We start from the raw sequence: 26,409 nt of genomic DNA on the forward strand, positions 1-26,409 counted from the left end.
GTCTTGTCCTCCCGTGTCCTTGTGGGCGGTCACTCAGGGTTGTCCGCGAGCGACCTGGCCGCCCGGACGCAGTGGGCGAGCGCCACGCGGGCGTAGGCGGGCGAGGCACCCGCCAGACCGCACGACGGGGTGACCACCACGGACTTCGCGAGAAGCCCCGGTGCCAGCCCCAGCCTGCGCCACAGCGTCCGGACACCCATGACGCTACCGGCAGGGTCTGACAATGGGCCGTCCACGCCCGGCACCACGCCCGCGAACAGCGCGGTGCCGCCCTCGACGGCCTCACCGAGCGCCTCGTCCTCACGCTCGGTGAGCAGCCCGAAATCGAACGAGACGCCGGTGGCGCCGGCCCGCCGCAGCAGCCCGAAGGGCACGTCGGGCGCGCAGGAGTGGACCACGACCGGTGCGCCGTCCGCGGCGCCGACGAGGTCGCGCAGCGCGCCCTCGACGACCGCGCGGTCCACGGCCCGGTGGGTGCGGTAGCCGCTCGCGGTCCGCACCCGGCCCTGGAGCACCGCGGTCAGCGAGGGCTCGTCGAGCTGGAGGACGACCTCGGCGCCCGGCACCCGCCGCCGGACGTCCGCGAGATGGGCGCGCAGCCCCTCCGCGAGGGACTCGGTGAGGTCCCGGCAGGCCCCGGGGTCGCCGAGCGCCGCCTCGCCGTTGCGCAGCTCCAGGGAGGCGGCCAGGGTCCACGGGCCGACCGCGGAGACCTTCAGCGGCCCCTCGTACCCCTGGGTGAACTCCTCCAGGGCGTCCAGGTCCTCGCCGAGCCAGGAGCGGGCGCGGCGGGTGTCGCGGCCGGGCCGGTCGCTGATCCGCCAGCCGCTGGGCTCCACATGGGCGTAGAGCTCGACGAGCATGCCGAGGGTCCGCCCGATCATGTCGGCGCCGGGCCCCCGTGCCGGGAGCTCGGGCAGATGGGGGAAGTCCTCCAGCGACCCGGTGACGGTCTTCGCCGCTTCGCGGGCGTCCCCGCCGGGCATCGACCCGATCCCGGTCGCCGCGCCCGCTGCCCACTTGTGCCTGGTGTTCTCACTCACCCGGGAAGGGTATGCGGCGCCGGGCCGTACGTGTGGCGGGAGGGTGCGGGGCCGGAGGGGTGGGTGTGCGGACGTCAAGCGAAGCAGTCCGCAACCCACCCCGGAGGCCCCGTGCCCTCCCGCCACACGCCCCGGGACGCCCCCGCCCCGCGCCCGAAACGCGACCGCCCCGCGACGCACGTCGCCCCCGTGCGCTCGGCACGGGGGCGAGGTAGAGACGGGCGGGTCAGCGGCCCGGGCGGACCACCACGTCCTTGAGTTCCGCGTCGCGCGGCAGGTCGATCGCGGTGAGGATGGCCGTGGCCACCGACTCCGGGTCGATCCACTTCGACGCGTCGTACTCCTTGCCCTCCTGGCGGTGGGTGCTCTCCTGCATGGGGGTGGCGGTGCGGCCCGGGTAGACGGAGGTGACCCGGACGCCGTTGTCGTGCTCCTCCGCGCGCAGCGCGTCGGCCAGCGCCTTCAGCCCGTGCTTGCTCGCCGCGTAGCCGCCCCAGTTGGCGTGCGCGGTCAGCCCGGCACCGGAGTTGACGAAGACCACGTCGCCCTTGGCGATCCGGACCAGCGGCAGCAGCAGGCGGGTGAGCTCGGCGGGCGCGACGAGGTTGACGGTCAGCTGCCGCTGCCACGCCTTGGCCGGCAGGTCGCCGACCGCGCCCAGCTCGATGACGCCCGCGATGTGCTGGATCGAGTCCAGTCGCTCCGGCAGCCGCTGGTGGCCCAGCGCCCAGTCGAGCTTCTCCGGGGCGGAGAGGTCGCCGACCAGGGTGTGCGCCCCGGGGAACCGCTCGGCCAGCTCCTTGGCCCGGCCGACGTCCCGCGCGAGCAGCCACAGTTCCTCCCCGCGCTCGGCGAGCCTGCGCGCGACCGCCGCTCCGATGCCCGACCCCGCGCCTGTGATCAAATGCGTACCCATGGGGCCGATCCTACGGCGTGGCCCCTGGCGGCAGGTCAGCCCCGGGCGCTCGCCCGCTGCTCGAGGTAGGCCAGCGCGGCCGCGCCGTCCTCGGCGAAGAACACCAGCTCGGAGAGGGGGACGGGCAGGAAGCCCTCGGCCGCCATCCGCAGGAACTGGGTCTGCAGCCCGTCGTAGAAGCCGGCGGTGTTGAGCAGCACCACCGGCTTGTCGTGCATCCCGTGCTTGCGCAGCTCCAGGATCTCGGTCGCCTCGTCCAGGGTGCCGGTGCCGCCGACCATGACGACGACGGCGTCGGCCCGCGCCAGCATCTGCGCCTTGCGCTCGGCGAGGTCCTTGGTGACGATCATCTCGTCCGCCCCGGCGCGCGCCTTGTGCGCCAGGAACTCCACGGAGACGCCGAGCAGTTTGCCGCCGGCCTCCTGGACGCCGTCCGCCATGACCTTCATCAGGCCGGTGTCCGAACCGCCCCATACCAGGGCATGTCCACCCTTGCCGATCATTTCGGCGAACTTGCGGGCGGGCACTACATAACGGTCGTCGAGGTCGGCGGCGGAGCAGAAGACGCAGATGTTCATGCCGTTCACCCTACGGGGCACCCGCGGCGCCCCGCAGGGTGAACGGGGGCGTCAGATCAGGCCCTGGTCCAGCATCGCGTCCGCGACCCGCTCGAAGCCGGCGATGTTGGCGCCCGCGACGTAGTCACCGGGCAGCCCGAAGCGCTCGGCGGTCTGGAAACAGGTGTCGTGGATCCCGCGCATGATGGCGGCGAGTTCGCCCTCGGCGCGCTCGAACGACCACGCCTCGCGGGCGGAGTTCTGCCGCATCTCCAGCGCGCTGGTCGCCACCCCGCCGGCGTTGGCCGCCTTGCCCGGGCCGAAGGCGACGCCGGCGTCCTTCAGGAGCGCCACCGCCTCCGGGGTGGTGGGCATGTTGGCGCCCTCGGAGACCGCCTTGACGCCGTTGCGGACCAGGATCCGGGCGGCGTCCGCGTCCAGCTCGTTCTGCGTGGCCGACGGCAGCGCCACGTCGCAGGCGACGTCCCACACGCGCCCGCCGGGGACGTACTTGGCCGAGCCGCCGCGCCGCTCGGCGTAGCCGCGGACCCGGCCGCGCTCGACCTCCTTGATCTGCTTGAGCAGCGCCAGGTCGATGCCCTTCTCGTCGACGACGTAACCGCCGGAGTCCGAGACGGTCACGACGTTGGCGCCGAGCGCCTGGGCCTTCTCGATGGTGTAGAGGGCGACGTTGCCGGAGCCGGAGACGACCACCTGCTGGCCGTCGAGCTCCTCGCCGCGCTGCTTGAGCATCTGCTCGGTGAAGAGCACGTTGCCGTAACCGGTGGCCTCCGTACGGGCCTTGGAGCCGCCCCAGGACAGGCCCTTGCCGGTGAGGACGCCGGCCTCCCAGCGGTTGGTGATCCGGCGGTACTGGCCGAAGAGGTAGCCGATCTCGCGGCCGCCGACGCCGATGTCGCCGGCCGGTACGTCGGTGTGCTCGCCGAGGTGGCGGTGCAGCTCGGTCATGAAGGACTGGCAGAAGCGCATGACCTCGGCGTCCGACTTCCCGTGCGGGTCGAAGTCGCTGCCGCCCTTGCCGCCGCCGATGTTCAGGCCGGTCAGCGCGTTCTTGAAGATCTGCTCGAAGCCGAGGAACTTCACGATGCCGAGGTTGACGGACGCGTGGAACCGCAGGCCGCCCTTGTACGGGCCGAGGGCGCTGTTGAACTCCACCCGGAAGCCGCGGTTGACCCGGATCTCGCCGGAGTCGTCCTGCCAGGGCACGCGGAACATGATCTGCCGCTCCGGCTCGACGATCCGCTCCAGGACCCTGGCCTCGGCGAGCTCCGGCCGGGCGGTGAGCACCGGGGCGAGCGTCTCCAGGACCTCCAGGGCCGCCTGGTGGAACTCCGCCTCACCGGGATTCCGACGGACCAGCTCGGCATGCAGGGCGGTGAGCCCGGCGGTGGGACCGCCGTGCGTGGCACCAGTGTGAACAGTCGGCATGACTTCCGTTCCCTTCGTGGCCGACGAAAGCCGCGTGCCGTCCGGATCGCCGTTGAACCGTCGACGCGGGGCTCTGTTGTCCCGTCGCATCGCCGACCTTATGCGCAACGGGCCCCGCCGATCGAGGGCGGGGTGCCCGGCGCGCCCGATCTGTACGCGATTCCCCCAACTCCCGCGCGGCGCCGCCTCAGACGCCGGAGGGAACGGCGACCGCGGCGGCCCGGTCGCCGCCGGCCCCGCCGACCCCATCGGCCCCGTCGGACGCGTCCCGGCGCGCGTCCCGGATGTCGGCCTCGACCAGCCGCCCCATGTACTCGGCACTGCAGGCGCCGCCGGCCATCGAGGCCACCAGGATCGACAGCAGCGTCAGCACCGTGCCCAGCCACACCATGACGTGCACCGGCAGGAGGTAGACGCAGACGACCCGGACCACGCACTCGGTCAGCAGCGCGGCTCCCCAGATCAGCGTGAACCGCCGCTCCAGCCGCCGGAACCGCGCGCTGTGCGCCCGCAGCCGGTCCCATGCGGCGTCCGCCTCCGGGCTGCCCTTCGTCACCCAGGGCTTGAGGCCGGCGGTCATCAGCGGCCGCCCCAGGCCCACCGAGAGCAGCATCGCGAGGCCGATGACGCTGCTGGTGGCGCTGTCCTTGGCCATCATCAGCCGGGGGTCGCCGGTGAGGGTGCTCGTCGCCAGCCCCACCACGTTGACGACCAGCATCAGCAGCGCCAGGCCGTTGACGCTGCGCTCCCGGACCAGGCCCCAGACCGTGCGCAGCGCCGGCACGACGCTGCTCCAGGCCAGCGCGGCCACGTCGCTCATGCCGAAGCCGCTGCTGAGGACGTAGTACGACGCCATCGGAACGCCGGCGTCGACGACCAGCGGTATCAGGGCCTTGCCGAGCTGACTTCCGGTGGACTGCTGCCGGCTCTCCATGGTCTCCCCCGAGTCGGGCCGTGCCCGGTGCCTGCTGCACCGTGGCGGACGGTCCAAGCCTCGGGCACGGGGGCACCCGGCCGGCAGTCTCAACTGTCCCTACTTGGCCATGACATTTGTCCCGGGCGGCGCCGGGGCGGGTCGGGGTGCCGGGACGGGGCTGCCGGCGGCGGGGTGACGGTGGGTCAGCCGGCCTGCTGCTGCGGGGCCCCGGCGGCGGCCGTCCGGCGGGTGGTGCCGGCGATCGTCGCCGAGCCGACGACCCGGGTGCCGTCGTAGAGCACGATCGCCTGGCCGGGGGCGACGCCGCGCACCGGCTCGGTGAAGTCGACCCGCAGCTCGGTGCCGCCGACCAGCTCGGCGGTCACCTCGGTCTCGCCGCCGTGCGCGCGCAGCTGGGCGGTGTACCGGGCCGGGCCGGACTCCGGCGGGCGGCCGCACCAGCGGGGGCGGATCGCGGTGAGCGCCGTCACGTCGAGGGAGCGGGCCGGGCCGACGGTGACGGTGTTGTCCACCGGGGAGATGTCGAGGACGTAGCGGGGCTTGCCGTCGGGGGCGGGGGTGCCGATGCGCAGGCCCTTGCGCTGGCCGATGGTGAAGCCGTAGGCGCCGTCGTGGGTGCCGAGCCGCGTGCCGGACTCGTCGACGATGGCGCCCTCGGCGGTGCCCAGCCGCTTGGCGAGGAAGCCCTGGGTGTCGCCGTCGGCGATGAAGCAGATGTCGTGGCTGTCGGGCTTCTTGGCGACGAACAGGCCGCGGCGGGCGGCCTCTTCGCGGATCTCGGCCTTGGTGGTGGGGGTGTCGCCGAGCGGGAACATCGCGTGCGCCAGCTGGCGGTCGTCGAGCACGCCGAGGACGTAGGACTGGTCCTTGGCCATGTCGGTGGCGCGGTGCAGCTCGCGGGTGCCGTCGTCGTTGCGGATCACCTTGGCGTAGTGGCCGGTGCAGACCGCGTCGAAGCCCAGGGCGAGCGCCTTGTCCAGGAGGGCGGCGAACTTGATCTTCTCGTTGCAGCGCAGGCACGGGTTCGGGGTGCGGCCGGCCTCGTACTCGGCGATGAAGTCCTCGACGACGTCCTCGCGGAAGCGCTCGGCGAGGTCCCAGACGTAGAAGGGGATACCGATCACGTCGGCGGCGCGGCGGGCGTCGTGGGAGTCCTCGATGGTGCAGCAGCCGCGGGCCCCGGTGCGGAACGACTTGGGGTTCTCGGACAGCGCGAGGTGGACGCCGGTGACGTCGTGGCCCGCCTCGGCGGCACGGGCCGCGGCGACGGCGGAGTCCACCCCGCCGGACATGGCGGCGAGGACGCGGAGGCGGCGGGGGGCGGCGGCATCAGTCATAACCCCTCCAGAGTAGACGGAACCGGAGAACGCCCGAAAAGCGTTGTGGAGAGCGTGGAGGAGGCGGAGGGCGTGGCGGAGACGACGGCGGCGGCCGGCGCGGAGGGCGCGGCGTCCGGGAAGCGCACCGGCCGGCGGCTCACCCGGCGCCGGGCGCTGCTGCTCGGCGGCGGTGCCGCGGTGGCCGCGGGCGCGGCGGCGGTGGCGGCCCGCGAGGAGCTGGCGTACTGGTGGTGGCGGCTGCCCGGGAACAGCCGGCCGCGCAAGGAGGGCGAGGTCGACTTCGCCGGCGCCCAGTGGTCCGCCGCGTCCCCGGCGAACTACCGGCAGGCGAACCGCCCCGACGACTACACCGTCGACCGGGTGGTGGTCCACGTCGTCCAGGGCAGCTTCGCCACCGCGCTGAAGGTCTTCCGGGACCCGTTCCACGAGGCGTCGGCGCACTACGTCGTCCGCGGGGACGGCCACGTCGCACAGGCCGTCCGCGAGCTGGACGTGGCCTTCCACGCCGGGAACCGCGGCTACAACGAGCGCAGCGTGGGCATCGAGCACGCGGGGTTCGTGGACCGGCCGGAGTCCTTCACCCCGGAGCTGTACGCCGCGTCGGCCCGGCTGACCGCCGGGATCTGCCGCCGGTACGCCTTCCCGGCCGACCGGGAGCACATCGTCGGCCATGTCGAGGTGCCCGGCACCGACCACACCGACCCCGGGCCGCACTGGGACTGGGACCGCTACCTGGCCCTGGTCCGCGCGGAACTGCGCCGCCCGGCGCCCCGGACGTGACCCGCGGGCGGGCACAGCCCCTGGGCCCGCCCCGCCGGACCGGCAGGCTCCGGACCCACTCATCCGGCTCGGCTCGGCGGTACCGTCCGTCCCTAGCTCAGCCCCGCGCCCCGCGCCCGCTCCACCACCGGGCCGATGACCTCGGCCAGGGCCGCCACGTCCTGGGCGGTGGAGGTGTGGCCGAGCGAGAAGCGCAGGGTGCCGCGGGCGAGGTCCTGGGACATGCCGGTGGCCAGCAGGACATGGCTGGGCTGGGCGACGCCGGCCGTGCAGGCGGAGCCGGTGGAGCAGGCGATGCCCTGGGCGTCCAGGAGGAGCAGCAGGGAGTCGCCCTCGCAGCCGGGGAAGGTGAAGTGGGCGTTGGCCGGGAGCCGGCCGGCCGGGTCGGGGTCGCCGCCGAGGAGGGCGTCGGGGGCGGCCGCCCGGACCGCCTTGACCAGGTCGTCGCGGAGCGCGCCGATCTCGCGGGCGAACTCCTCGCGGTGCGCCACGGCGTGCCGGCCGGCCGCGGCGAACGCGGCGATGGCGGGAGTGTCGAGGGTGCCGGAGCGGACGTGGCGCTCCTGGCCGCCGCCGTGCAGCACCGGCACGGGGGCGTGCTCGCGGCCCAGCAGCAGCGCGCCGATGCCGTACGGGCCGCCGATCTTGTGGCCGGAGACGGTCATCGCGGCCAGCCCGGACGCGGCGAAGTCCACGTCCAGCTGGCCCACCGCCTGCACCGCGTCGGAGTGCAGCGGGATCTCGAACTCCCTTGCCACCTCGGCCAGTTCGCGGATCGGCTGGATGGTGCCGATCTCGTTGTTGGCCCACATGACGGTGGCCAGGGCGACGTCGGCGGGGTTGCGGGCGAGCGCCGCGCGCAGCGCGTCGGCGTGCACCCGGCCGTGGCCGTCGACGGGCAGCCAGTCGACGGTGGCGCCCTCCTGCTCGGCGAGCCACTCGACGGCGTCCAGGACGGCGTGGTGCTCGACGGGGCTGACGAGGATCCGGGTGCGGGCCGGATCGGCTGCCCGGCGGGACCAGTACAGCCCCTTCACTGCGAGGTTGTCGGCCTCCGTGCCGCCCGCCGTGAAGACGACTTCGCTGGGCCGCGCCCCCAGGGAGGCGGCGAGCGACTCCCGCGCCTCCTCGACGGTACGCCGGGCCCGCCGGCCGGCGGCGTGCAGGGAGGACGCGTTGCCGGTGACGGTCAGCTGGGCGGTCATCGCCTGCACCGCCTCCGGGAGCATCGGGGTGGTGGCGGCGTGGTCGAGGTAAACCATGGTGCGCTGATTCTACGAGCCGACCCGGGGCGCGCGCCCCGGGGCTGGGGCGCACTTGACGGGGCGCACGCTCTGGCCGGGCCGCCGACGGACCCGCACACGCCGCCTCGACCCCCCGTAAGGAGTAACTAGCCTGACGCTCATGACGGAGTGGCCGTTGGATCGGACGTTCCGTAGCACGTCGGGCGAACTGGCGGTGGCACTGCGGGAGTTCATGGGGTAACCGGGGTATCCGACGCGGCCCCGGTTACGGCACCAGGATCGTGCGGGCCAGTTGGCGGGACTGGGCCACCAGGCGGTCGGCGGAGTCCCAGACCTCGGCGTCCTCCTCCAGGAAGCCGCCGGCCAGATTGCGGGTGGTGATGGCGACCCGGAGCGGGCCGGGGGCCGGGCGGTGGCGGACGTGGCAGGTCAGCTCCACGGTGGGGACCCAGCCGCGCAGGCCCAGTTCGAAGGCGGTGGGCGGCAGCGCGTCGACCGTCAGGAGGAGGGAGAGCGGGTCGGGGTCGCGGCCGTCGGCCAGGCCGAACCAGCCGCGCATCTCGCCGTTGCCGGACGGCGCGCCCACCGCCCAGCCGGCCGTCGCCGGGTCGAGCCGGAGGTCCAGGCGCCCGGCGATCGCGGTGCTGCCGGGGATGGCCGGCCGGCCGCCGGGGGCGCTGTCCGGGCCCGGGCAGTGCTCGTAGGGCGGGATGGCCGGGGGCTTGGCGGTGGTGCGGACGTCGTCGGGGAGCGCGGCGAGGTCGCCGTAGGTGGCCAGCACGCGAATCCGCTCGACCTCGGTGCCGTCGTCGGCGAACTGGACGAGGGTGGCGGTGCCGGTGGAGAGGGTGCGGCCGGTGCGGACCACGTCCGTGCGGACGACGGCGGGGCCGGGGACGGAGGCCGTCAGGTAGTGCGCGGTGAGGGTGAGCGGGTCCGGGTGCGGGAGGGCGTCGCCGAGGGCGCGGCCGATCAGGGCGAGGAGGTAGCCGCCGTTGACGGCGTTGATGATCGTCCAGCCCGCGGAGAGGTGGGCGTCGTAGACGCCCGGGGCGCGCCGGGTGACCGCGGTGTCGCGGTCGAACTCGCTGTTTCCTGCGGTCACCGTTGCCATGGCGGCACGCTACACGGCTTTGTTACCGACCGGTAGTGCCAGTTTCAAGGAACGGGCGGAGGTGGACCGGGAGCGCGGCCGGAGAGCCCGAATCCGCGGCTGTCATCATGACCGCATGCTTCATGTGCTCTACCTGGTCGGGGTCGCGGCCTTCGCGGCGAGCGGCGTGCTGGCGGCCTACCGCGCCAACATGGACCCGTTCGGCGGTCTGGTGCTCGCGTTCGCCGCGTCCATCTCCGGCGGCACGCTGCGCGATCTGATCCTGGACCGGCGGCCGCTGTACTGGACGCACGACTGGGTGCTGCTGACGGTGATCATCTGCGTCGGCGTGGGCACCATCCTTTACTTGCGCTTCTGGTCGCTGCCGCGGAAGTCGCTGCTGGTGGTGGACGCCATCGGGCTGTCCGTGGTCACGGTGATCGGGGCCCGGGCGGCGATCTCGGCGGGCGCCACCCCACTGGCGGTGATCATCCTGGCGGTGCTGACCGGCGTCGCCGGTGAGGTCCTCCGCGACGTGCTGTGCGGGGAGTTCCCTCCGCTGCTGCTGCGCGAGGACGTCTACGCCATCGCGGCGCTGGCCGGCGCCTGCTGCTATCTGCTGATGGACCGTCTCGGGAGCGGGGCCACCCCCGCCGCGGCGGTCTCGGCGGGGGTGGTGTTCGGGCTGCGGATGGGCGCGGTGTACCTGGGGCTGCACCTGCCGCGGCCGCAGCAGCTGCGCGACCGGCGGCGCAAGGACGCCGACGCCGACGCCGGCTAGCGGCGGCCCGGCGTCCGGCCGGTCACTTCCCCGGCAGGGCGGGCCGGGTCCGGGTGTCCAGCCAGGTGTGGAAGAGGTCGCCCAGCCGTCGGCCGGAGACCTTCTCGGCGAGCCTGATGAAATCGGCGGTGTCCGCGTTGCCGTAGCGGTGCTGCGCGGTCCAGGTGGGCAGCAGCTTGAAGAACGCCTTGTCGCCGATGCGTTCGCGCAGCGCCTGCAGCGTCATCGCGCCGCGCTCGTAGACCGCGCCTGCGAACATGGTGTCCCGCTGCGGGTCGGAGACCTTGATCTTCCAGAAGGGGTCGTCGGCGGGTATGCCCTGGTACGCCTTGCGGAAGGAGTCGTGGGCGGTGGCGGTGCCCTTGTGCTCGGCCCACAGCCACTGGGCGTACGTGGCGAAGCCCTCGTTCAGCCAGATGTCCTTCCACTGCCGGACCGAGACCGAGTCGCCGAACCACTGGTGGGCCAGCTCGTGGACGATGGTGGTCTCGTTGCGGACGGCGGAGTAGGCCGGCTTGGACTGCACCTCCAGGGAGAAGCCGGCCTGCGGCATGTCGTCGACGATCGCGCCGGTCTCCTCGAAGGGGTACGGCCCGAAGACCTTCGACCAGTAGTCGGTGGCCGCCGCGGTGACGCCGTAGACGTCGACCTTGCCGGCGGGCAGGGTCGGGTCGGTGGCGACGTAGATCGGGGTGCCGCCGGGGGTGGTGCCGGTGCGCACGTCGAACTTCCCGATGGTGGCGGTGGCCAGGTACGGCGCCATCGGGCGGCTCTCGCGCCAGTGGAACCACGCCCGGCCGCCGTGCTCGCCGGTGCCTACCAGCCGCCCGTTGGACACCCCGGTCAGGCCCTTGGGGGCGTCGATGCGGATGTCGTAGGTGGCCTTCTCGTCCGGGTGGTCGCTGGAGGGGAACCACGTCGAGGCGGCGTTGGGCTCGCAGGCGACGAACACCCCGTCCTTGGTCTTCATCCAGCCGTACTTCGAACCGAAGACGATCGGGCCACTGAGCGGCTGCGGGACGCCGTGGTAGACGACGGTGACCGCGAAGCGCTGGCCGCGGGCGAGCGTCCGTCCGGGCCGGATGACGAGTTCGTCGCCGGCTCTGGAGAAGCCGGCGCGGTGGCCGTCGACCAGGACCCGGTCCACGGTCAGCTTCTGCAGGTCCAGGTCGAAGGCGGAGAGGTCCTGGGTGGCCCGGGCGGTCAGCGTCGCCCGGCCGTCGAGCCGGCCCGAGTCGGGGTGGTAGCTGACGCCGAGGTCGTAGTGGAGGGGCCGGTAGCCGCCGTTGCCCAGTCCGGGGAAGTAGGGGTCGCCGATGCCGGGGGCGCCCGGCGTGGCCGCGGGGGCCGCGGCGATGGTGGCGGCCGAGGCCACCGCGGTGGCCAGGGCGAGCCAGCGGGAGGAGCGACGGGCAGAACGGGAGAGTGCCATGAGCCGTCCCTTCAGGTACGCGGATGCGAGTACAACAACCGCGCCGACTCTGCACTCTCCCGCCCCATTTCACCAGCGACTTTACCAAGTCGTCAGGCGTCACTGGTCAGTTGATGCCTGACGTGCCGAACTTCCGCTGTCCGAGGGGGCGTTGTCGGCTGCCTCCTCGGGGTGGTGGCAGGCCACCTGGTGCCCGGTCCGCAGCTGGACCAGCGGCGGTTCGGTGGTGATGCACTCCTCGGTCGCCTTCCAGCAGCGGGTGCGGAACCGGCAGCCGGACGGCGGGTCGATCGGCGAGGGGACGTCGCCCTTGAGCAGGATCCGGTCGCGCTGGGTGCGCCGCCTGGGGTCGGGCACCGGTACGGCCGAGAGCAGCGCCTTGGTGTACGGGTGCAGCGGCGAGGCGTACAGCGCGTCGCGGTCGGCCAGTTCGACGATCTTGCCGAGGTACATCACCGCGATCCGGTCCGAGACGTGCCGGATGACCGAGAGGTCGTGGGCGATGATGACGTAGGTCAGGCCCAGCTCCTCCTGGAGGTCGTCCATGAGGTTGACGACCTGGGCCTGGATGGAGACGTCGAGGGCCGAGACCGGCTCGTCGGCGACCACCAGCTTGGGTTTGAGGGCCAGCGCCCGGGCGATGCCGATGCGCTGGCGCTGGCCGCCGGAGAATTCGTGCGGATAGCGGTTGTAGTGCTCCGGGCTCAGGCCCACCAGCTCCAGCAGCCGCTGCACCTCCTTCTTGATCCCGCCCTCGGGCTCGACGCCCTGGAGCCGGAAGGGGGTGGAGACGATCCCGCCGATGGTGTGCCGCGGGTTCAGCGAACCGTACGGGTCCTGGAAGATCATCTGGATGTCGCGGCGCAGCGGGCGCAGCCGGCCCGGGGAGAGGTGGGTGATGTCCTGCCCCCCGAACTCGACGGTGCCGCCGGTCGGTTCGTCGAGCCGGGTGATCAGCCGGCCCATGGTGGACTTGCCGCAGCCGGACTCCCCGACGACGCCCAGCGTCTCACCGGGGAAGACGTCGAAGTCGATCCCGTCGACCGCCTGCACGGCGCCGACCTTGCGCTTGAGCAGCCCCTTCGTGATCGGAAAGTGCCGCACCAGCCCACGCACCCGCAACAGCGGTTCGTCGGGCTGCCCGGTCTTCGCGGTCGCCGCGGCCGTCTCGTTCTTCTCGGCCGTCTCGTTCGGCTCGTTCGTCTCGGTCACAGCTTCGGCGCAATCTCTTCGGTCCAGATACGCTCGCGCTCCTCCTGCGACAGGTGGCAGGCGGAGAAGTGCCGGCCGTCGACCTGTTGCAGTTCGGGGCGCACCGTGCGGGTGACGTCGTCCTTGGGGACGTCGGCGTACGGGCAACGGGGGTTGAAGGCACAGCCGGACGGCACGTTGATCAGGCTGGGCGGCGAGCCCTTCACCGGGATCAGCCGGTCGGTCTGGTCGCGGTCGATCCGTGGCATCGAGCCGAGCAGGCCCCAGGTGTAGGGGTGTTGCGGGGTGGCGAACACCTGGTCCGAGGGGCCCCGCTCGACGCACCGGCCGCCGTACATCACCAGCAGGTCGTCGGCGAGTTCGGCGACCACGCCCAGGTCGTGGGTGATGATGATGACCGCCGAGCCGAACTCCTTCTGCAGATCGCGGATCAGGTCCAGGATCTGCGCCTGGACGGTGACGTCCAGCGCGGTGGTCGGCTCGTCGGCGATCAGCAGCTCGGGGTTGTTGACCAGCGCCATCGCGATCATGGCGCGCTGGCGCATCCCGCCGGAGAACTGGTGCGGATGGTCGTCGACGCGTTTGTCGGGCTGCGGGATGCCGACCCGGTCGAGCATCTCGACGGCCCGCTTGCGCGCGGTCTTCTTGCTCACGTCGTGGTGGACGCGGTACGCCTCCACGATCTGGTTGCCGACGGTGTAGAAGGGGTGCAGCGCGGAGAGCGGGTCCTGGAAGATCATCGCCATCCGGCGGCCGCGCAGCCGGCGCACCTCGTCGGGGTCGGCGGCGACCAGGTCCCGGCCGTCCAGCCGGATCTCGCCGGACATCCGCACCGTGCCGCGCTGCCGGCGGGAGGCCCGGTGCAGGCCCATGATCGCCAGCGACGTCACCGACTTGCCGGAGCCGGACTCGCCGACGATGCCGAGCGTCCGGCCCTTCTCCAGGCTGAAGGTCAGCCCGTCGACGGACTTCACCAGGCCGTCGTCGGTGGGGAAGTGCACCTTGAGGTCCCGCACCTCCAGGAAGGCGGCGGGGGCCTCGGCCGCCGTGGTCTTGTCCTCGGAAGAGTCGGTCACGTGAGCCTCACCCGCGGGTCGACGGCGGCGTACAGGATGTCCACCACCAGGTTGCACAGGACGATGAAGAACGCGGCGAGCAGGGTGACGCCGAGGATGTTCGGCAGGTCGTTGGCGTTGATGGAGTCGACCGCGAAGGCCCCGACTCCCTTGAGCGAGAAGACCTGTTCGGTGATGAGCGCACCGCCGAGCAGCAGGCCCAGGTCCATGCCGAAGACGGTGATGATCGGGGTGAGCGCGGCCCGCAGACCGTGCCGGACCACCACCCGGCGCTCCCGCAGGCCCTTGGCGCGGGCGGTGCGGATGTAGTCCTCGCTCAGCGTCTCCAGCATGCCCGCCCGGGTGAGCCGGGCGTAGAGCGCGGAGTAGAGGAAGGCCAGGGTCACCCAGGGCAGGACGAGGGTGCGGGCCCAGCCCGCCGGGTCGTCCAGCAGGGGTATGTAGTCGCTGCGTTCGAAGAGCGGCCACTGGTAGGTGAACAGCGCCAGCGCCAGCGCACCGGTGAAGAACATCGGGAGCGAGACGCCGGCCAGCGCCACGCCCATCGCCAGCCGGTCGAAGAACGAGCCGGGGCGGAGCGCGGAGAGCACGCCGGTGGCGACACCGGAGAGGAGCCAGAGCACCGCGGCGCCGGCGGCCAGCGACAGCGTCACCGGGAGCCGGGACTGGATCTCCGGCCAGACCTCCAGGTGGGTCTTGAAGGAGTAACCGAAGCACGGCACATGGCAGGTGGCCGCGTCCGGTCCGAACTTGTAGTCGACGCCGACGAAGATGCCCTTGAGGAAGTCCCAGTACTGCTCGTACACGGGCTTGTCCAGGCCGAGGTTGTGCTTCACCGCGGCGATGTCCGCGGGCGTGGGGGCCTTTCCGATGTACTGCTGGGCAAGCTGGTCGGTGGACTGCCCGGCCAGTTTCGGCAGCAGGAAGAAGATGCCGAAGGTGACCGCGCTGACGATCAGCAGCAGGATCACCGCGCTGATCAACCTGCGGATGATGTACGAGAACACGGGGATGCGGCGCCGGTGCCGCGGGCCGGGAGCGACCGGCCCGCGGGCACCAATGCCTTCACCTTCCTTCCAGGGCTGCTACTTCTTGACGCCGATGTTGAGGTAGTCGTACTCACCGCTCCAGGCCGAGCTGGACACCATGTTGGTGGCCTTGGGCGAGCGGTACAGCAGGACCTTGAAGTAGGTCAGCGGGACGATCGCCGCCTGCTCCATCGCCTTGCGGTCGATGTCCCCGTACGCCTTCTCGCGGGCCGCCTGGTCGGTGTTGGCGATGGCGGTGTCGAGCAGGTTGTTGATCTCGGGGTCGTCCAGCTGCGAGAGGTTGCTGTTGCCGGACTGGCTGATCGCCTTGCCGTGCAGGATCTGCTGGAGGTAGCCGTAGCCGGTCGGGAAGTCGGCGCCCCACTGCATCATCATCAGGCCGACGTTGTTGGACTTGTCGAAGGCCGGCACACCGGCGTAGTCCGAGAAGTACTTGCTGGTCGGGTACGACTGGATCTTGGCGTTGATGCCGATCTTCTTCAGCGAGCCGATGACCGAGGTGGCCGCGTCGATCTCGTCCTGGCGGTCGTTGCGGGCCAGGATGGTGGTGGTGACGTTGCCGGCGCCGCACTTTTTCCAGTGCGCCCGGGCCTCCGTCAGGTCCAGGTTGTCCCCGTTGTACTTCTGCGGGTACAGGTCGGACTTCTGGTAGCCGGCGAGGTCCGTGGGCAGGACCGTGGAGGCGATGTCACCGCGGATCGGACCGCCCAGCGCGGTCTGCACGGCCTTCTTGTCGACGGCGTACTCGACGGCCTTGCGGCACTCGACGTTGTCGAACGGCGCGACCTTGGTGTTGATCGCGGTGTAGACCAGGCGCTCACCGGGCGCGTTGTCGGTGTTCGACTTCTCCTTGGGGTCGGTCAGCAGCTGGGCCTGGGTCTGGCCGTCCACGCCGCGGCCGGCCATGTCGACCAGGGTGTTGCCGGACTGGAGGTCCTTGTCGATGGTCGACTGAGCGACCTTGAGGTTGAGGACGATCTTGTCCGGCAGCTGCTTGCGCAGCGGGTCGTTCGCGGCGGACCAGTTCGGGTTGCGGACCAGGGTGAGCTGCTTGCCCTCCTGGTAGCTCTCGAACTTGTACGAGCCCGTGGAGACCACCGACTTGGTGTAGTCCGCGCCCTTGTCCTTGGCCTGCGGGACCGGCGCGGTCTGCGGGGCGCTGACGAGGTAGTCGAACTCGGCGAACGGCTTCTTCAGGTGGAAGACGATCGTCTGGGCGTCGGGCGTCTCGATGGACTTGAGCCCTTCCTTGCTCTTGTCCTTGTACGGGCCCTTGTAGCCGCCGTCGTTGTCCACCAGGAACTGCTGGAAGTAGTTGGGGCCCAGCGAGAGGACGTCGCGGGCGAAGTTGCTGCGCTCCACCGCGTACTTGACGTCCTGGGAGGTCACCGGGGTGCCGTCCTCGAACTTCAGGCCCTTGCGCAGCTTGTACGTCCAGGTCTTGCCGCCGTCGCTGGACTTGCCGAGCGACTCGGCGAGGTCCGGGGCCAGCTCGTTGCCCTTGGTGCCGGGACCCGGCTTGAAGGTGGTGAGCGGACGGGCGTACAGGCGGCTGAAGTTGTAGACGAAGGCGTAGTAGGTGTTGCCCGGGTCGAACGACTCGGGGGCGTCGCTCATCGCGTAGGTGACGGTGCCCCCCTTCTCGTCCGAGGCGTTGACGACGCTCTTGGTGGCGGCGTTGGCCCCGGCCGAACTGTCGGCGGACCCCTTTCCGCTGCAGCCGGCCAGCAGGAGGCCCGCACTGGTGATGGCCGCGAGCGTCGCGACCGGAAGTGACCTGCGCATGATGCTCGGTGTCCCCTCGTTCGTCGAGAAACGTCAGTTCGAAACGGCAGGTGGTGAGGTGTCCGGGGCCGGCGGCCGGTCAGCGGCTGCGCGGGTCCAGCGCGTCCCTCAGGCCGTCACCGAGCAGGTTGAACGCCAGCACGGTGACGAAGATCGCGAGGCCGGGGACGATCATGTACTGGGGGTCGACCTCGTAGTACTTGACCGCCTGGGTCAGCGTGCCGCCCCAGGACGACTGGGGCGGCTGGATGCCGACGCCCAGGAAGCTCAGCGCCGCCTCGAAGAGAATGTTGGAGGGGATCAGCAGCGTCGAGTAGACGATGACCGGTCCCACGAGGTTGGGCAGGAGTTCCCGGAAGAGGATGAACGGCCCGCGGGCGCCCAGGCCGCGGGCGGCGGCGACGAACTCCCGCTCCCGCAGCGACAGGGTCTGGGCCCGCACGATCCGGCCCATGTAGGGCCAGTTGAAGAAGCCGATCACGAAGATCAGTACCGAGATGTGCAGCGGCAGGCCGTCCAGGCCGAACGCGCCGCCCTGCAGCGACGCGGAGATGGCGATGGCGAACAGCAGCAGCGGGAACGCCAGGAAGACGTCCATCAGGCGGCTGATGAAGGCGTCCACCCGGCCGCGGTAGAAGCCGGCGACCACGCCGAGGACGGTGCCGATGGCCACCGACAGCAGCGTCGCGCCGAACGCCACCAGCAGCGACACCCACGAGCCCTCCAGGATGCGGGAGAGCAGGTCGCGGCCGAACTTGGGGTCCACGCCCAGCAGGTGGTCGGCGCTCATCCCGCCGAAGTCCCCCTTGGGGAGCGTGGTGTTGGGGTCGATCAGGTCCTGGTGCGGCTGGTTGGGGTCCAGGCCGAAAAGGTGCTGCAGCGGCCGGGAGAGCGCGGCGACGAGGATGAGCAGGACGACGACGACGGCGCCCGCCATGGCGACCTTGTCGCGGCGGAAGCGCAGCCAGGCGATCTGGCCGAGCGAGCGCCCCTCGATCCGCTTGCTCTCGACGCCCTTCAGCACCGCCTCCGGCTGCGCCTCAGCAGCTGCCGCGGTGGTCTCGATCGGTGCGGTCACGGTGCCTCAGAACCCCTCCCGGCCGTTGGAGCCCGGCCCTGTGCCCGGCCGCGGCGGCGGCCTGTCGCTACCTCACTGGTGTTCCCCTGCCGCCGTCTCCCGTGGTTCTCGCGGGGAGTCGGCCCTGCGGACGGCTGAAAAGTGCAGGACTCCGGTGGCGGATGGCGCTCGTACAAAGGACCGAGGGTCCTCGATGCCGGGAGTCTTCATCCGAGTCGCGATCACAAACCAGCCCTGGCGTGGAATGGATGCGTAACTGTGATGTGGCCCGCAGGCTTCCGTTATACGAACAACGATGCGGACTGAGCGGTGCGCGCGGCGGGCGGCGGAGCCGTCAACTGCCGGGCGGACGGGGGGAATTCACCGCGAGGCGGACGGTGCGCAAAGGCCCCGCGGGCGGGCGCGGGGAGCGGTGGAGACCGGTCGGAACGATCCGCGGGGATCAGTAAGGGCGCGGGTGGCCGTAGCCGTAGGTGGGGCCGGGGACGGGCGGCTGGGCGTAGCCGTCGCGGTCGAAGAACGGGCGGGCGCAGGCCCGCATCCACATCCCGACCGGGTCGTACTCGTCGTTCATGGCGACCGTGGAGACCGGCAGGCCGTCCGGTACGGCGCCCATCGACTGCTGGATCATCAGCCGCGCGGCGTCCACCGCCGGCTGCCCAGTGTCGTACAGATCCAGCCCGATCGCCAGATACGGGGCGCCGAGGGCGGGTTGGACCCATGCCCGGCGCAACGACCGCACCGGGGGCGTGCGGTGGGCGTTCTGGGCGAGCAGGGCGTAGAACTGCGGGATGTCGATGACCGGTTCGGAGATCCGCAGCGGACCGGCGGGCAGCCGGTCCAGGCCGGCGGCGATCCGGCGCAGGTCGAGCCAGGGGATGCCGACGCCGCCGCCGGGGGCGTGCGGATTCAGCCACAGGCCCCAGCGGTCGGGGAAGAGGGAGGCGGCGATCTCGGGGCCGCTGAGGAGTTCGTGGTCGCGGGTCCAGCCGGAGGCGGCGAGTTCGGCGGCGGAGGTCACACAGGGGGCGTAGCCCAGCCCGTCGACCTCCATGTTGCCGTACTGGGCGTCCGGCTGACCGGCCCGGCCGTGCCACAGGAGCATCCAGACCTGCCCGTGCGCGAGGGCCTGCAGCAGTGCCTCGTAGGCGTCATAGCGCCCGGGCGCGACCTGCCGCAGCATCTGCTCGACGTGGTCGGCCGCCGCCGCTCCCTGATGCGCACCCGCGCTCACGTGGTCCGTCCCTTCTCCCGGCAGGGCCTGCGCCCGGCCGTCGCGCCACCAGCTTAGGGTCTGCCCGGTGGCAGCCCCTACGAGTGGTCCCGGGTGTAGAAGGGCCGCACGCGCTCCAGCATCCAGTCGGCGACCGGGTCGCCCTGGGCGACGTCGAGCAGCACGAGCTGGACGGGCCAGGGCACCGGCACCCGGCCCAGCGCCCGGCCCAGCGCCGCGAGCACCTCGTCGCGGGCGCTGCCGTCGTACAGCCGCTCCGGAGCGGCGTCCAGCTGCACGCCCACGAAGAGCGCCGGCGTGTCGCCCTCGACGCTGGCCAGCGCGCGCCGGGCGCCGAGCACCGAACCGGTGCCGGAGAACTCCAGGCCGGCGGCGGCCAGGAAGTCCACCGGCTCGTCCTGCCAGTCCGGTTCGAAGAGCCGCACCCGGGCGCCGGCGGCCTGCGGGCCGTCCAGTTCCGTCCGTCCCGCGCGGCACAGTTCGGCCACCGCGGGCGGCGGCAGCGGGACGCCGACGGTGCCGTCCGGATTGACCGCGATGCCCAGCATCGGCGGCAGCCCACGGGCGAACTCCACGGCGGGCGCGACGGTGTACGACAGGTGGGTGCCGACGACCTTCAGGAACTCCTGCTCGGAGCTGAAGACCGGGACGTAGGCGGCGCCGCCGATCTCGACGGTGGGCAGGTCCAGGCCGGCCGCCCCGGGGCCGGCGCTGTCCGGGCCGCCGCCCTCGGGCAGCGGCACCCACACCGGGCTGCGGCCCAGCACCTCGACGATCCGGCCGCCGGCCCCGGGGTGCCCGACCGACGCGGCCAGCACCTGCTCCAGCTCGTTGGCCGGCCAGGCCGACTGCGGTATCCCCGCGTCCGGCATCTGCCCCGGAACCGCACCGCCGTGCTGCGGGTAATCGTCCGGATAGTTCATCTCACCCACCCATTACTGGCCGCGCTGCCCGGCCCCTGACCCTGGCGGCGGGCCCGCTCACCCGCCGGTGGATCAGACCCTAACGGGCGGAGCGGCGCACGCCGAAGCCGGTGGTCTCACCCGAAGGTGACGTGCTCCAGGGCCGCGGCGGCGGGCCGGTCCAGCAGCACCGCGGAGGCGAAGCCCGCGGGGAGCCGGGACCGCTCGGCCCGGGCCAGGAGCCGGCGCACCGCACGGCGGTGCCGGGCGAAGGCGTACCTCGACACCCTGCGGCCGCGGGCCCGTTGGCCGGTCAGCGCCGCCTCCGGCGGCACGTCGAGGAGCACCAGGTGCACCGCCCGGCCGTCGCGCCGGGCCGCCCGGGAGAGCCAGCGGCGCACCCACGCCAGCGTCCCGCAGTCGTGCACCACCACGCTCCCGCCGGAGCGGACCGCGCGGCGCAGCGCGCCGTAGTGCGCGGCCCGGACCAGCGGGCGGTAGAGCGCGTACGGGAGGCGGCGCAGCCGGCCGCGCTCCCAACGCGCGCGGGTGTCCTGGGAGTCGAGGCGGTGCACCGGGGCGCCGCGGCCGTCGCGCTCCGGCAGCACCCGCCGCATCAGGGTGCTCTTGCCGCTGCCCGGCAGTCCGGAGACCACGACGAGGTCACCGGGCGGGAAACGGAGGGCGGTGCGGGAGGCGGTGCGGGCGGTACGGGCGCCGTCCCGGAGCCGGAGGTCGGTGATCCGGGGCCGGGCGGGCCGGGCCGCGGGGCGCGGGCGGTGCGTCGCCCGGGGCGGGGCCGGTGCCGCCGGTGCGAGCCCCGGCGGTGCCGCCCCCGCCACCCCCGCCGTCGTCGCGTACGCCGCTTCGCTGTGCACGTGATCGCCCCTCCCCCTCGGATCGGGCCGGGTTCGTGAACCCGCCTGCCCGCAGAGTGTCAAGAAAAGGTAATAAGCAGCAAGTGACGGCCAGGTGCGCCACCGGATCCGGGAGGCGGCCGAGGGGTGCGGCGGGGCGGTCGTCCACCGAGCGGCGGCCGGGCTCCGGTATCCGGGGCTCCTGTATCCGGCGATCCCGTGTAATGATGTGGCCGCCACGGGCACACCACTGGTCACTCGTGCGCAGCCAGCCAACTCCATACCGGCCGCTTGAATCCGCGCGGGAGAGTCCCCGGCCGCCACGGCGGGGCGCCGAAGGAGCAAGTCCTCCCTTGAATCTCTCAGGCCCCTATACCGCGCGGGCGAGGCAGATCTGAAAAGCGAGCCCCTGCCCGGCTGAAGAGGGACGGCTCCACCCAAGGTGCAAACCGGGCCCGTTCGTGGGCTCCCGGTGAACCTCTCAGGTTCCGATGACAGATGGGGAGACCGTCTTGTCACCCATGCCTGGGAGCCCAGAACGATGACTGATGCCCCCCGCCGTCAACGCAGTAATGCCGCCAGGCACACCGCGCTGGACGCCACGCACCGCGCGCTCGGCGCGACCATGACCGACTTCGCCGGCTGGGACATGCCGCTGCGCTACAGCAGCGAACGCGAGGAGCATCTCGCGGTGCGCACCCGCGCCGGCCTGTTCGACCTCTCCCACATGGGCGAGATCACCGTCACCGGCCCGCAGGCGGGCGCGCTGCTCGACCACGCGCTGGTCGGCAGCATCGGCGCCCTGAAGGTCGGCCGGGCCCGTTACACCATGATCTGCGCTGCCGACGGCGGCATCCTCGACGACCTGATCGTCTACCGGCTGGCCGAGCGGGAGTTCATGGTCGTCGCCAACGCCGCCAACGCCCAGGTGGTGCTGGACGCGCTGGCCGACCGGCAGGCGGGCTTCGACGCCGCGGTCCGCGACGACCGGGACGCCTACGCGCTGATCGCGGTCCAGGGCCCGGAGTCCCCCGGCATCCTGAAGAAAACGACCGACGCCGACCTGGACGGACTGAAGTACTACGCCGGCCTGCCCGGCACGGTCGCCGGCGTCGAGGCGCTGATCGCCCGGACCGGCTACACCGGCGAGGACGGCTTCGAACTGTTCGTCCGGCCGGCCGACGCGGTCACCGTGTGGGAGGCGCTGACCGAGGCGGGCAGGGACGTCGGACTGGTCCCGTGCGGACTGTCCTGCCGCGACACCCTGCGCCTGGAGGCGGGGATGCCGCTGTACGGGCACGAACTGACCACCGCGCTCACGCCCTTCGACGCGGGCCTGGGCCGGGTCGTGAAGTTCGAGAAGGAGGGCGACTTCGTCGGCCGCGCGGCGCTGGAGGCGGCCGCCGGGCGCGCCGAGCAGAACCCGCCGCGCAAGCTGGTCGGCCTGCTCGCCGAGGGCCGCCGGGTGCCGCGCGCCGGCTACCCGGTCGTCGCCGCCGACGGCACGGTGATCGGCGAGGTCACCTCGGGGGCGCCCTCCCCCACCCTCGGCCGGCCGATCGCCATGGCCTACGTCGACGCGGCGCACGCCGCACCGGGCACCGAGGGCGTCCGGGTGGACATCCGCGGCACCCACGAGCCGTACGAGGTCGTCGCGCTGCCCTTCTACAAGCGGCAGAAGTAGCGGCCGGCGCCGGGCCGTCCGCGGCGCCCGCCACGGGCCCGTGCCGTCGCGTCCGGCGCCGCGTGTCTCACAGGGCGAGACAACCCTCGCGGACGCCGTCCGGGAGGCGCCCCCCATTCACGATCACACCCCCGCGTACAGGAGAATCGAGCCATGGACAACCCCCAGCAGCTGCGCTACAGCAAGGAGCACGAGTGGCTGTCGGCCGCCGAGGACGGCGTCTCGACGGTCGGCATCACCGAGCACGCGGCGAACGCGCTCGGCGACGTCGTCTTCGTGCAGCTCCCCGAGGTCGGGGCCACCGTCACCGCGGGCGGGTCCTGCGGTGAGCTGGAGTCGACCAAGTCGGTCAGCGACCTCTACTCGCCCGTGGACGGCGAGATCACCGCGGTCAACGAGGACGTCGTCGCCGACCCCTCGCTGGTGAACTCCGCCCCGTTCGAGGGCGGTTGGCTGTTCAAGGTGAAGATCAGCGGTGAGCCGGAGGACCTGCTCACGGCCGACGAGTACACCGCCTTCGCCGCCGGCTGACGCCCCGCGCCGGCGCCCGCCACCGCCCGGGCGGGGCCGCGGCGCCCCGCCCCCTCCCCCTCTCTCCAGGAAGTCCCATGTCGCTTCTGAACAGCTCCCTGCACGAGCTCGACCCCGACGTCGCCGCCGCCGTCGACGCCGAGCTGCACCGCCAGCAGTCCACCCTCGAGATGATCGCGTCGGAGAACTTCGCCCCGGTCGCCGTCATGGAGGCCCAGGGCTCGGTCCTCACCAACAAGTACGCCGAGGGCTACCCGGGCCGCCGCTACTACGGCGGCTGCGAGCACGTCGACGTCGTCGAGCAGATCGCCATCGACCGGATCAAGGCGCTCTTCGGCGCCGAGGCCGCCAACGTCCAGCCGCACTCCGGTGCGCAGGCCAACGCCGCCGCGATGTTCGCGCTGATCAAGCCGGGCGACACCATCCTGGGCCTGAACCTCGCGCACGGCGGGCACCTCACCCACGGCATGAAGATCAACTTCTCCGGCAAGCTCTACAACGTGGTGCCCTACCACGTCGACGAGAAGACCAACCTGGTCGACATGGAGGAGGTCGAGCGCCTCGCCAAGGAGCACCGCCCCAAGCTGATCGTCGCCGGCTGGTCCGCCTACCCGCGCCAGCTCGACTTCGCCGCCTTCCGCCGGATCGCGGACGAGGTCGGCGCGTACCTGATGGTCGACATGGCCCACTTCGCCGGCCTGGTGGCCGCCGGGCTGCACCCCTCCCCGGTGCCGCACGCCCACGTCGTGACCACCACCACGCACAAGACGCTGGGCGGCCCCCGCGGCGGTGTGATCCTGTCCACCGCCGAGCTGGCCAAGAAGATCAACTCCGCGGTCTTCCCCGGCCAGCAGGGCGGCCCGCTGGAGCATGTGATCGCCGCCAAGGCGGTGTCCTTCAAGGTCGCCGCGTCGGAGGAGTTCAAGGAGCGCCAGCGGCGCACCCTGGAGGGCGCCCGCATCCTGGCCGAGCGCCTGGTCCAGGACGACGTCCGGGAGCACGGCGTCTCGGTGCTCTCCGGCGGCACCGACGTCCACCTCGTCCTCGTCGACCTGCGCGACTCGCAGCTCGACGGCCAGCAGGCCGAGGACCGCCTCCACGAGGTCGGCATCACCGTCAACCGCAACGCGATCCCGAACGACCCGCGGCCCCCGATGGTCACCTCCGGCCTGCGGATCGGCACGCCCGCGCTGGCCACCCGCGGCTTCCAGGCCGAGGACTTCCGCGAGGTCGCCGACATCATCGCCGAGGCGCTCAAGCCCACCTACGAGCGCGAGGCGCTCAAGGCCCGGGTCACGGCCCTGGCGGAGAAGTACCCGCTGTACCCGTCGCTGTGACGGGCCGGCCGCCGGGGCGCCGCGGCCCCCGGTAGCCGCGGGCGGCGGACCGGCTCTCCGGCCCGCCGCCCCACCGGGCCCCGGGCCGGAGAGCCGCCCCGGGGCCCCTTCCGCCTGCGCGGACGCCCGTCCCCCGCCCACCGGCGCCGCCGTCCGGCCGCAGCTCCCCCGATCCCCGTTCTCCCTCCCGCCCCGAGGGCTTCCCCTACCCGCCGCCTCCCGTCCGGCGGCATTCCCCCGCGAGCGGGTTACGCTCGACTGTCGGGCCGGAATCACCCCGTCCTGCCCCGATGTGCTCCACCCGTCCACCACGAGCAGACAAGGGAGTCAGCCCCCGTGGCCATCTCCGTCTTCGACCTCTTCTCCATCGGCATCGGCCCGTCCAGCTCCCACACCGTCGGCCCCATGCGGGCCGCCCGGATGTTCGCCGGCCGGCTCAAGAAGGACGGTCTGCTCGCCCAGACGGTCTCGGTCCGCGCCGAGCTCTTCGGCTCGCTGGGCGCCACCGGCCACGGCCACGGCACCCCCAAGGCGGTGCTGCTGGGCCTGGAGGGCCACTCCCCGCGCTCCGTCGACGTCGAGACCGCCGACGACGAGGTGGCGCGCATCCGCACCACCGGCCGGCTGCGGCTCCTCGGTGCCGAGATAGGCACCGCGCACGAGATCGACTTCGACGAGCCGACCCAGCTGATCCTGCACCGCCGCCGGTCGCTGCCGTACCACGCCAACGGCATGACCCTCTTCGCCTACGACGCGGCGGGCGCGCCCCTGCTGGAGAAGACCTACTACTCGGTGGGCGGCGGCTTCGTCGTCGACGAGGACGCGGTCGGCGAGGACCGGATCAAGCTCGACGACACCGTCCTGACCCACCCCTTCCGCACCGGCGACGAGCTGCTGCGGCTCTCCCGGGAGACCGGCCTGTCGATCTCCGCGCTGATGCTGGAGAACGAGAAGGCGTGGCGCACCGAGGAGGAGATCCGGGCCGGCCTGCTGGAGATCTGGCAGGTCATGAAGGGCTGCGTCGACCGCGGCATGTCCCGCGAGGGCATCCTCCCCGGCGGTCTGAAGGTCCGCCGCCGGGCCGCCAACGCCGCCCGCGCACTGCGCTCCGAGGGCGACGCGGCGGCCCGCGCCATGGAGTGGGTCACCCTCTACGCCATGGCCGTCAACGAGGAGAACGCCGACGGCGGCCGGGTGGTGACCGCCCCCACCAACGGCGCGGCCGGCATCATCCCCGCGGTGCTGCACTACTACGTCAACTTCGTCCCTGGTGCCGACGAGGACGGTGTGGTGCGCTTCCTCCTCGCGGCCGGCGCCATCGGCATGCTCTTCAAGGAGAACGCCTCCATCTCCGGCGCCGAGGTCGGCTGCCAGGGCGAGGTCGGCTCCGCCTGCTCGATGGCGGCCGGCGGTCTCGCCGAGGTCCTCGGCGGCACCCCCGAGCAGGTCGAGAACGCCGCCGAGATCGGCATGGAGCACAACCTCGGCCTGACCTGCGACCCGGTCGGCGGCCTGGTCCAGATCCCGTGCATCGAGCGCAACGGCATGGCCGCGGTGAAGGCCGTCACCGCCGCCCGGATGTCCCTGCGCGGCGACGGCCGCCACCACGTCTCCCTCGACAAGGTCATCAAGACCATGAAGGACACCGGCGCCGACATGAGCGTCAAGTACAAGGAGACCGCCCGCGGCGGGCTGGCGGTGAACATCATCGAGTGCTGAGTCCCACCCGGACTCCGCGCCCCGGGCGCCGGCGAGCAGTGTCTCGCCGGCGCCCGGGGCGTTTGCGCGGGCCGGCGCCGTCAGCGGCCGATCTCCCAGGCGAACGGCGGGAGTTCGCAGGCACGGAAGTAGATGTCCAGGGCCTGCGGGGCGGGGACGAAGGGGTGGACGCGGCCGCCGTCGAGGCCGGGGAGGAGGCGGGCGCAGTGGCGGACGCAGCCGGCCACCTCGCGGCCGTGGCGGTCGACCAGCGTGGCGGCGTCGGGCGGGCCGTCGCACGGGGTGGGATCGGCGGCCGCGGCGGCGGGGCAGCGGCCGCGGGGGCCGGCCGGGCGGCGGGTGGGCGGGGCGCTCGTCTGCTGGGTCATTGCGG

24 protein-coding genes and 1 riboswitch are annotated in these 26,409 nt (G+C 72.5%); of the genes, 6 read left to right on the forward strand and 18 right to left on the reverse strand.

Annotation, left to right across the window (positions count from 1 at the left end):
- Positions 1 to 29: 29 nt before the first annotated feature.
- The 6 genes from B073_RS0116555 to mnmA all read right to left on the reverse strand — a co-directional run bounded on the left by B073_RS0116555 (position 30) and on the right by mnmA (position 6,239).
- Complete coding sequence (locus tag B073_RS0116555; RefSeq protein ID WP_026247450.1) at positions 30 to 1,043, reverse strand: methionine synthase; 1,014 nt, start codon at positions 1,041 to 1,043, stop codon at positions 30 to 32.
- Between the two features lie 226 nt (positions 1,044 to 1,269).
- Positions 1,270 to 1,959: an SDR family oxidoreductase gene (locus B073_RS0116565; protein ID WP_018539205.1), complete on the reverse strand. Its 690-nt coding sequence runs from the start codon at positions 1,957 to 1,959 to the stop codon at positions 1,270 to 1,272.
- A 35-nt stretch (positions 1,960 to 1,994) separates the two neighbouring features.
- Positions 1,995 to 2,537, reverse strand: a complete 543-nt coding sequence (locus B073_RS0116570) for a TIGR00730 family Rossman fold protein (RefSeq protein ID WP_018539206.1) — start codon at positions 2,535 to 2,537, stop codon at positions 1,995 to 1,997.
- Positions 2,538 to 2,588: 51 nt separating this feature from the next.
- The gene (gene gdhA, locus B073_RS0116575) at positions 2,589 to 3,965 is read right to left on the reverse strand and encodes an NADP-specific glutamate dehydrogenase (RefSeq protein ID WP_018539207.1); all 1,377 of its coding nucleotides are present in this window, start codon (positions 3,963 to 3,965) and stop codon (positions 2,589 to 2,591) included.
- Positions 3,966 to 4,152: 187 nt separating this feature from the next.
- A complete protein-coding gene (locus B073_RS0116580; protein WP_018539208.1) occupies positions 4,153 to 4,899 on the reverse strand; it encodes a VC0807 family protein in 747 nt (248 codons plus the stop codon).
- Positions 4,900 to 5,084: 185 nt separating this feature from the next.
- Complete coding sequence (gene mnmA, locus B073_RS0116585) at positions 5,085 to 6,239, reverse strand: tRNA 2-thiouridine(34) synthase MnmA (protein ID WP_018539209.1); 1,155 nt, start codon at positions 6,237 to 6,239, stop codon at positions 5,085 to 5,087.
- 72 nt (positions 6,240 to 6,311) lie between these two features.
- Between mnmA and B073_RS0116590 the strand changes: the two genes are divergently transcribed.
- The gene (locus B073_RS0116590) at positions 6,312 to 7,022 is read left to right on the forward strand and encodes an N-acetylmuramoyl-L-alanine amidase (RefSeq protein ID WP_037811895.1); all 711 of its coding nucleotides are present in this window, start codon (positions 6,312 to 6,314) and stop codon (positions 7,020 to 7,022) included.
- Positions 7,023 to 7,114: 92 nt separating this feature from the next.
- On the opposite strand, the gene B073_RS0116595 is transcribed toward B073_RS0116590, so the two are convergent.
- Positions 7,115 to 8,284 (reverse strand): cysteine desulfurase family protein, encoded by a 1,170-nt coding sequence (locus tag B073_RS0116595; protein ID WP_018539211.1) that lies wholly within the window; start codon positions 8,282 to 8,284, stop codon positions 7,115 to 7,117.
- A gap of 247 nt (positions 8,285 to 8,531) precedes the next feature.
- Positions 8,532 to 9,380: a thioesterase family protein gene (locus tag B073_RS0116605; RefSeq protein WP_018539212.1), complete on the reverse strand. Its 849-nt coding sequence runs from the start codon at positions 9,378 to 9,380 to the stop codon at positions 8,532 to 8,534.
- Positions 9,381 to 9,495: 115 nt separating this feature from the next.
- On the opposite strand from B073_RS0116605, the gene B073_RS0116610 reads away from it, so the two are divergent.
- A complete protein-coding gene (locus B073_RS0116610; RefSeq protein WP_018539213.1) occupies positions 9,496 to 10,140 on the forward strand; it encodes a trimeric intracellular cation channel family protein in 645 nt (214 codons plus the stop codon).
- A gap of 22 nt (positions 10,141 to 10,162) precedes the next feature.
- Here the strand turns inward: B073_RS0116610 and B073_RS0116615 are convergent, their stop codons facing one another.
- The 9 genes from B073_RS0116615 to B073_RS0116655 form a co-directional block, all read right to left on the reverse strand.
- Positions 10,163 to 11,572, reverse strand: a complete 1,410-nt coding sequence (locus B073_RS0116615) for a M1 family metallopeptidase (protein WP_018539214.1) — start codon at positions 11,570 to 11,572, stop codon at positions 10,163 to 10,165.
- 99 nt (positions 11,573 to 11,671) lie between these two features.
- On the reverse strand, positions 11,672 to 12,697 hold the full coding sequence (locus tag B073_RS0116620) for an ABC transporter ATP-binding protein (RefSeq protein WP_272921538.1): 1,026 nt from the start codon (positions 12,695 to 12,697) through the stop codon (positions 11,672 to 11,674).
- Between the two features lie 83 nt (positions 12,698 to 12,780).
- Positions 12,781 to 13,860 (reverse strand): ABC transporter ATP-binding protein, encoded by a 1,080-nt coding sequence (locus B073_RS0116625; RefSeq protein WP_018539216.1) that lies wholly within the window; start codon positions 13,858 to 13,860, stop codon positions 12,781 to 12,783.
- A complete protein-coding gene (locus tag B073_RS0116630; RefSeq protein WP_018539217.1) occupies positions 13,857 to 14,867 on the reverse strand; it encodes an ABC transporter permease in 1,011 nt (336 codons plus the stop codon). The genes B073_RS0116625 and B073_RS0116630 overlap by 4 nt, the downstream gene beginning before the upstream one ends.
- A 78-nt stretch (positions 14,868 to 14,945) precedes the next feature.
- Positions 14,946 to 16,694, reverse strand: coding sequence for an ABC transporter substrate-binding protein (locus B073_RS0116635; RefSeq protein WP_018539218.1), 1,749 nt, complete (start codon positions 16,692 to 16,694; stop codon positions 14,946 to 14,948).
- A 79-nt stretch (positions 16,695 to 16,773) separates the two neighbouring features.
- The gene (locus B073_RS0116640; RefSeq protein WP_018539219.1) at positions 16,774 to 17,772 is read right to left on the reverse strand and encodes an ABC transporter permease; all 999 of its coding nucleotides are present in this window, start codon (positions 17,770 to 17,772) and stop codon (positions 16,774 to 16,776) included.
- A 442-nt stretch (positions 17,773 to 18,214) separates the two neighbouring features.
- Positions 18,215 to 19,006 carry an enhanced serine sensitivity protein SseB C-terminal domain-containing protein gene (locus B073_RS0116645; RefSeq protein WP_018539220.1) on the reverse strand — a complete coding sequence of 264 codons (792 nt, stop codon included), beginning with the start codon at positions 19,004 to 19,006 and terminating at the stop codon, positions 18,215 to 18,217.
- 77 nt (positions 19,007 to 19,083) lie between these two features.
- Positions 19,084 to 19,929 (reverse strand): enhanced serine sensitivity protein SseB C-terminal domain-containing protein, encoded by an 846-nt coding sequence (locus tag B073_RS0116650; RefSeq protein WP_018539221.1) that lies wholly within the window; start codon positions 19,927 to 19,929, stop codon positions 19,084 to 19,086.
- A gap of 116 nt (positions 19,930 to 20,045) precedes the next feature.
- Positions 20,046 to 20,786, reverse strand: coding sequence for an AAA family ATPase (locus B073_RS0116655; protein WP_018539222.1), 741 nt, complete (start codon positions 20,784 to 20,786; stop codon positions 20,046 to 20,048).
- A gap of 271 nt (positions 20,787 to 21,057) precedes the next feature.
- Positions 21,058 to 21,153, forward strand: a riboswitch (glycine riboswitch).
- A 153-nt stretch (positions 21,154 to 21,306) separates the two neighbouring features.
- Here B073_RS0116655 and gcvT point away from each other — a divergent pair.
- From gcvT to B073_RS0116675, 4 genes are all read left to right on the forward strand, one after another.
- Positions 21,307 to 22,449 carry a glycine cleavage system aminomethyltransferase GcvT gene (gene gcvT, locus B073_RS0116660; protein WP_051094027.1) on the forward strand — a complete coding sequence of 381 codons (1,143 nt, stop codon included), beginning with the start codon at positions 21,307 to 21,309 and terminating at the stop codon, positions 22,447 to 22,449.
- Positions 22,450 to 22,602: 153 nt separating this feature from the next.
- Entirely contained in the window at positions 22,603 to 22,980 is a 378-nt protein-coding gene (gene gcvH / locus B073_RS0116665) for a glycine cleavage system protein GcvH (RefSeq protein ID WP_018539224.1), read from the forward strand.
- Between the two features lie 77 nt (positions 22,981 to 23,057).
- Positions 23,058 to 24,317 carry a serine hydroxymethyltransferase gene (gene glyA / locus B073_RS0116670; RefSeq protein ID WP_018539225.1) on the forward strand — a complete coding sequence of 420 codons (1,260 nt, stop codon included), beginning with the start codon at positions 23,058 to 23,060 and terminating at the stop codon, positions 24,315 to 24,317.
- A gap of 336 nt (positions 24,318 to 24,653) precedes the next feature.
- Positions 24,654 to 26,036, forward strand: a complete 1,383-nt coding sequence (locus B073_RS0116675; RefSeq protein WP_018539226.1) for an L-serine ammonia-lyase — start codon at positions 24,654 to 24,656, stop codon at positions 26,034 to 26,036.
- An 80-nt stretch (positions 26,037 to 26,116) separates the two neighbouring features.
- Here B073_RS0116675 and B073_RS0116680 read toward each other — a convergent pair whose 3' ends face one another.
- Positions 26,117 to 26,404, reverse strand: coding sequence for a hypothetical protein (locus B073_RS0116680; protein ID WP_018539227.1), 288 nt, complete (start codon positions 26,402 to 26,404; stop codon positions 26,117 to 26,119).
- Positions 26,405 to 26,409: the final 5 nt, after the last annotated feature.

Origin of the sequence: Streptomyces sp. MspMP-M5 (assembly GCF_000373585.1) — a bacterium.
Taxonomy (GTDB): domain Bacteria; phylum Actinomycetota; class Actinomycetes; order Streptomycetales; family Streptomycetaceae; genus Streptomyces.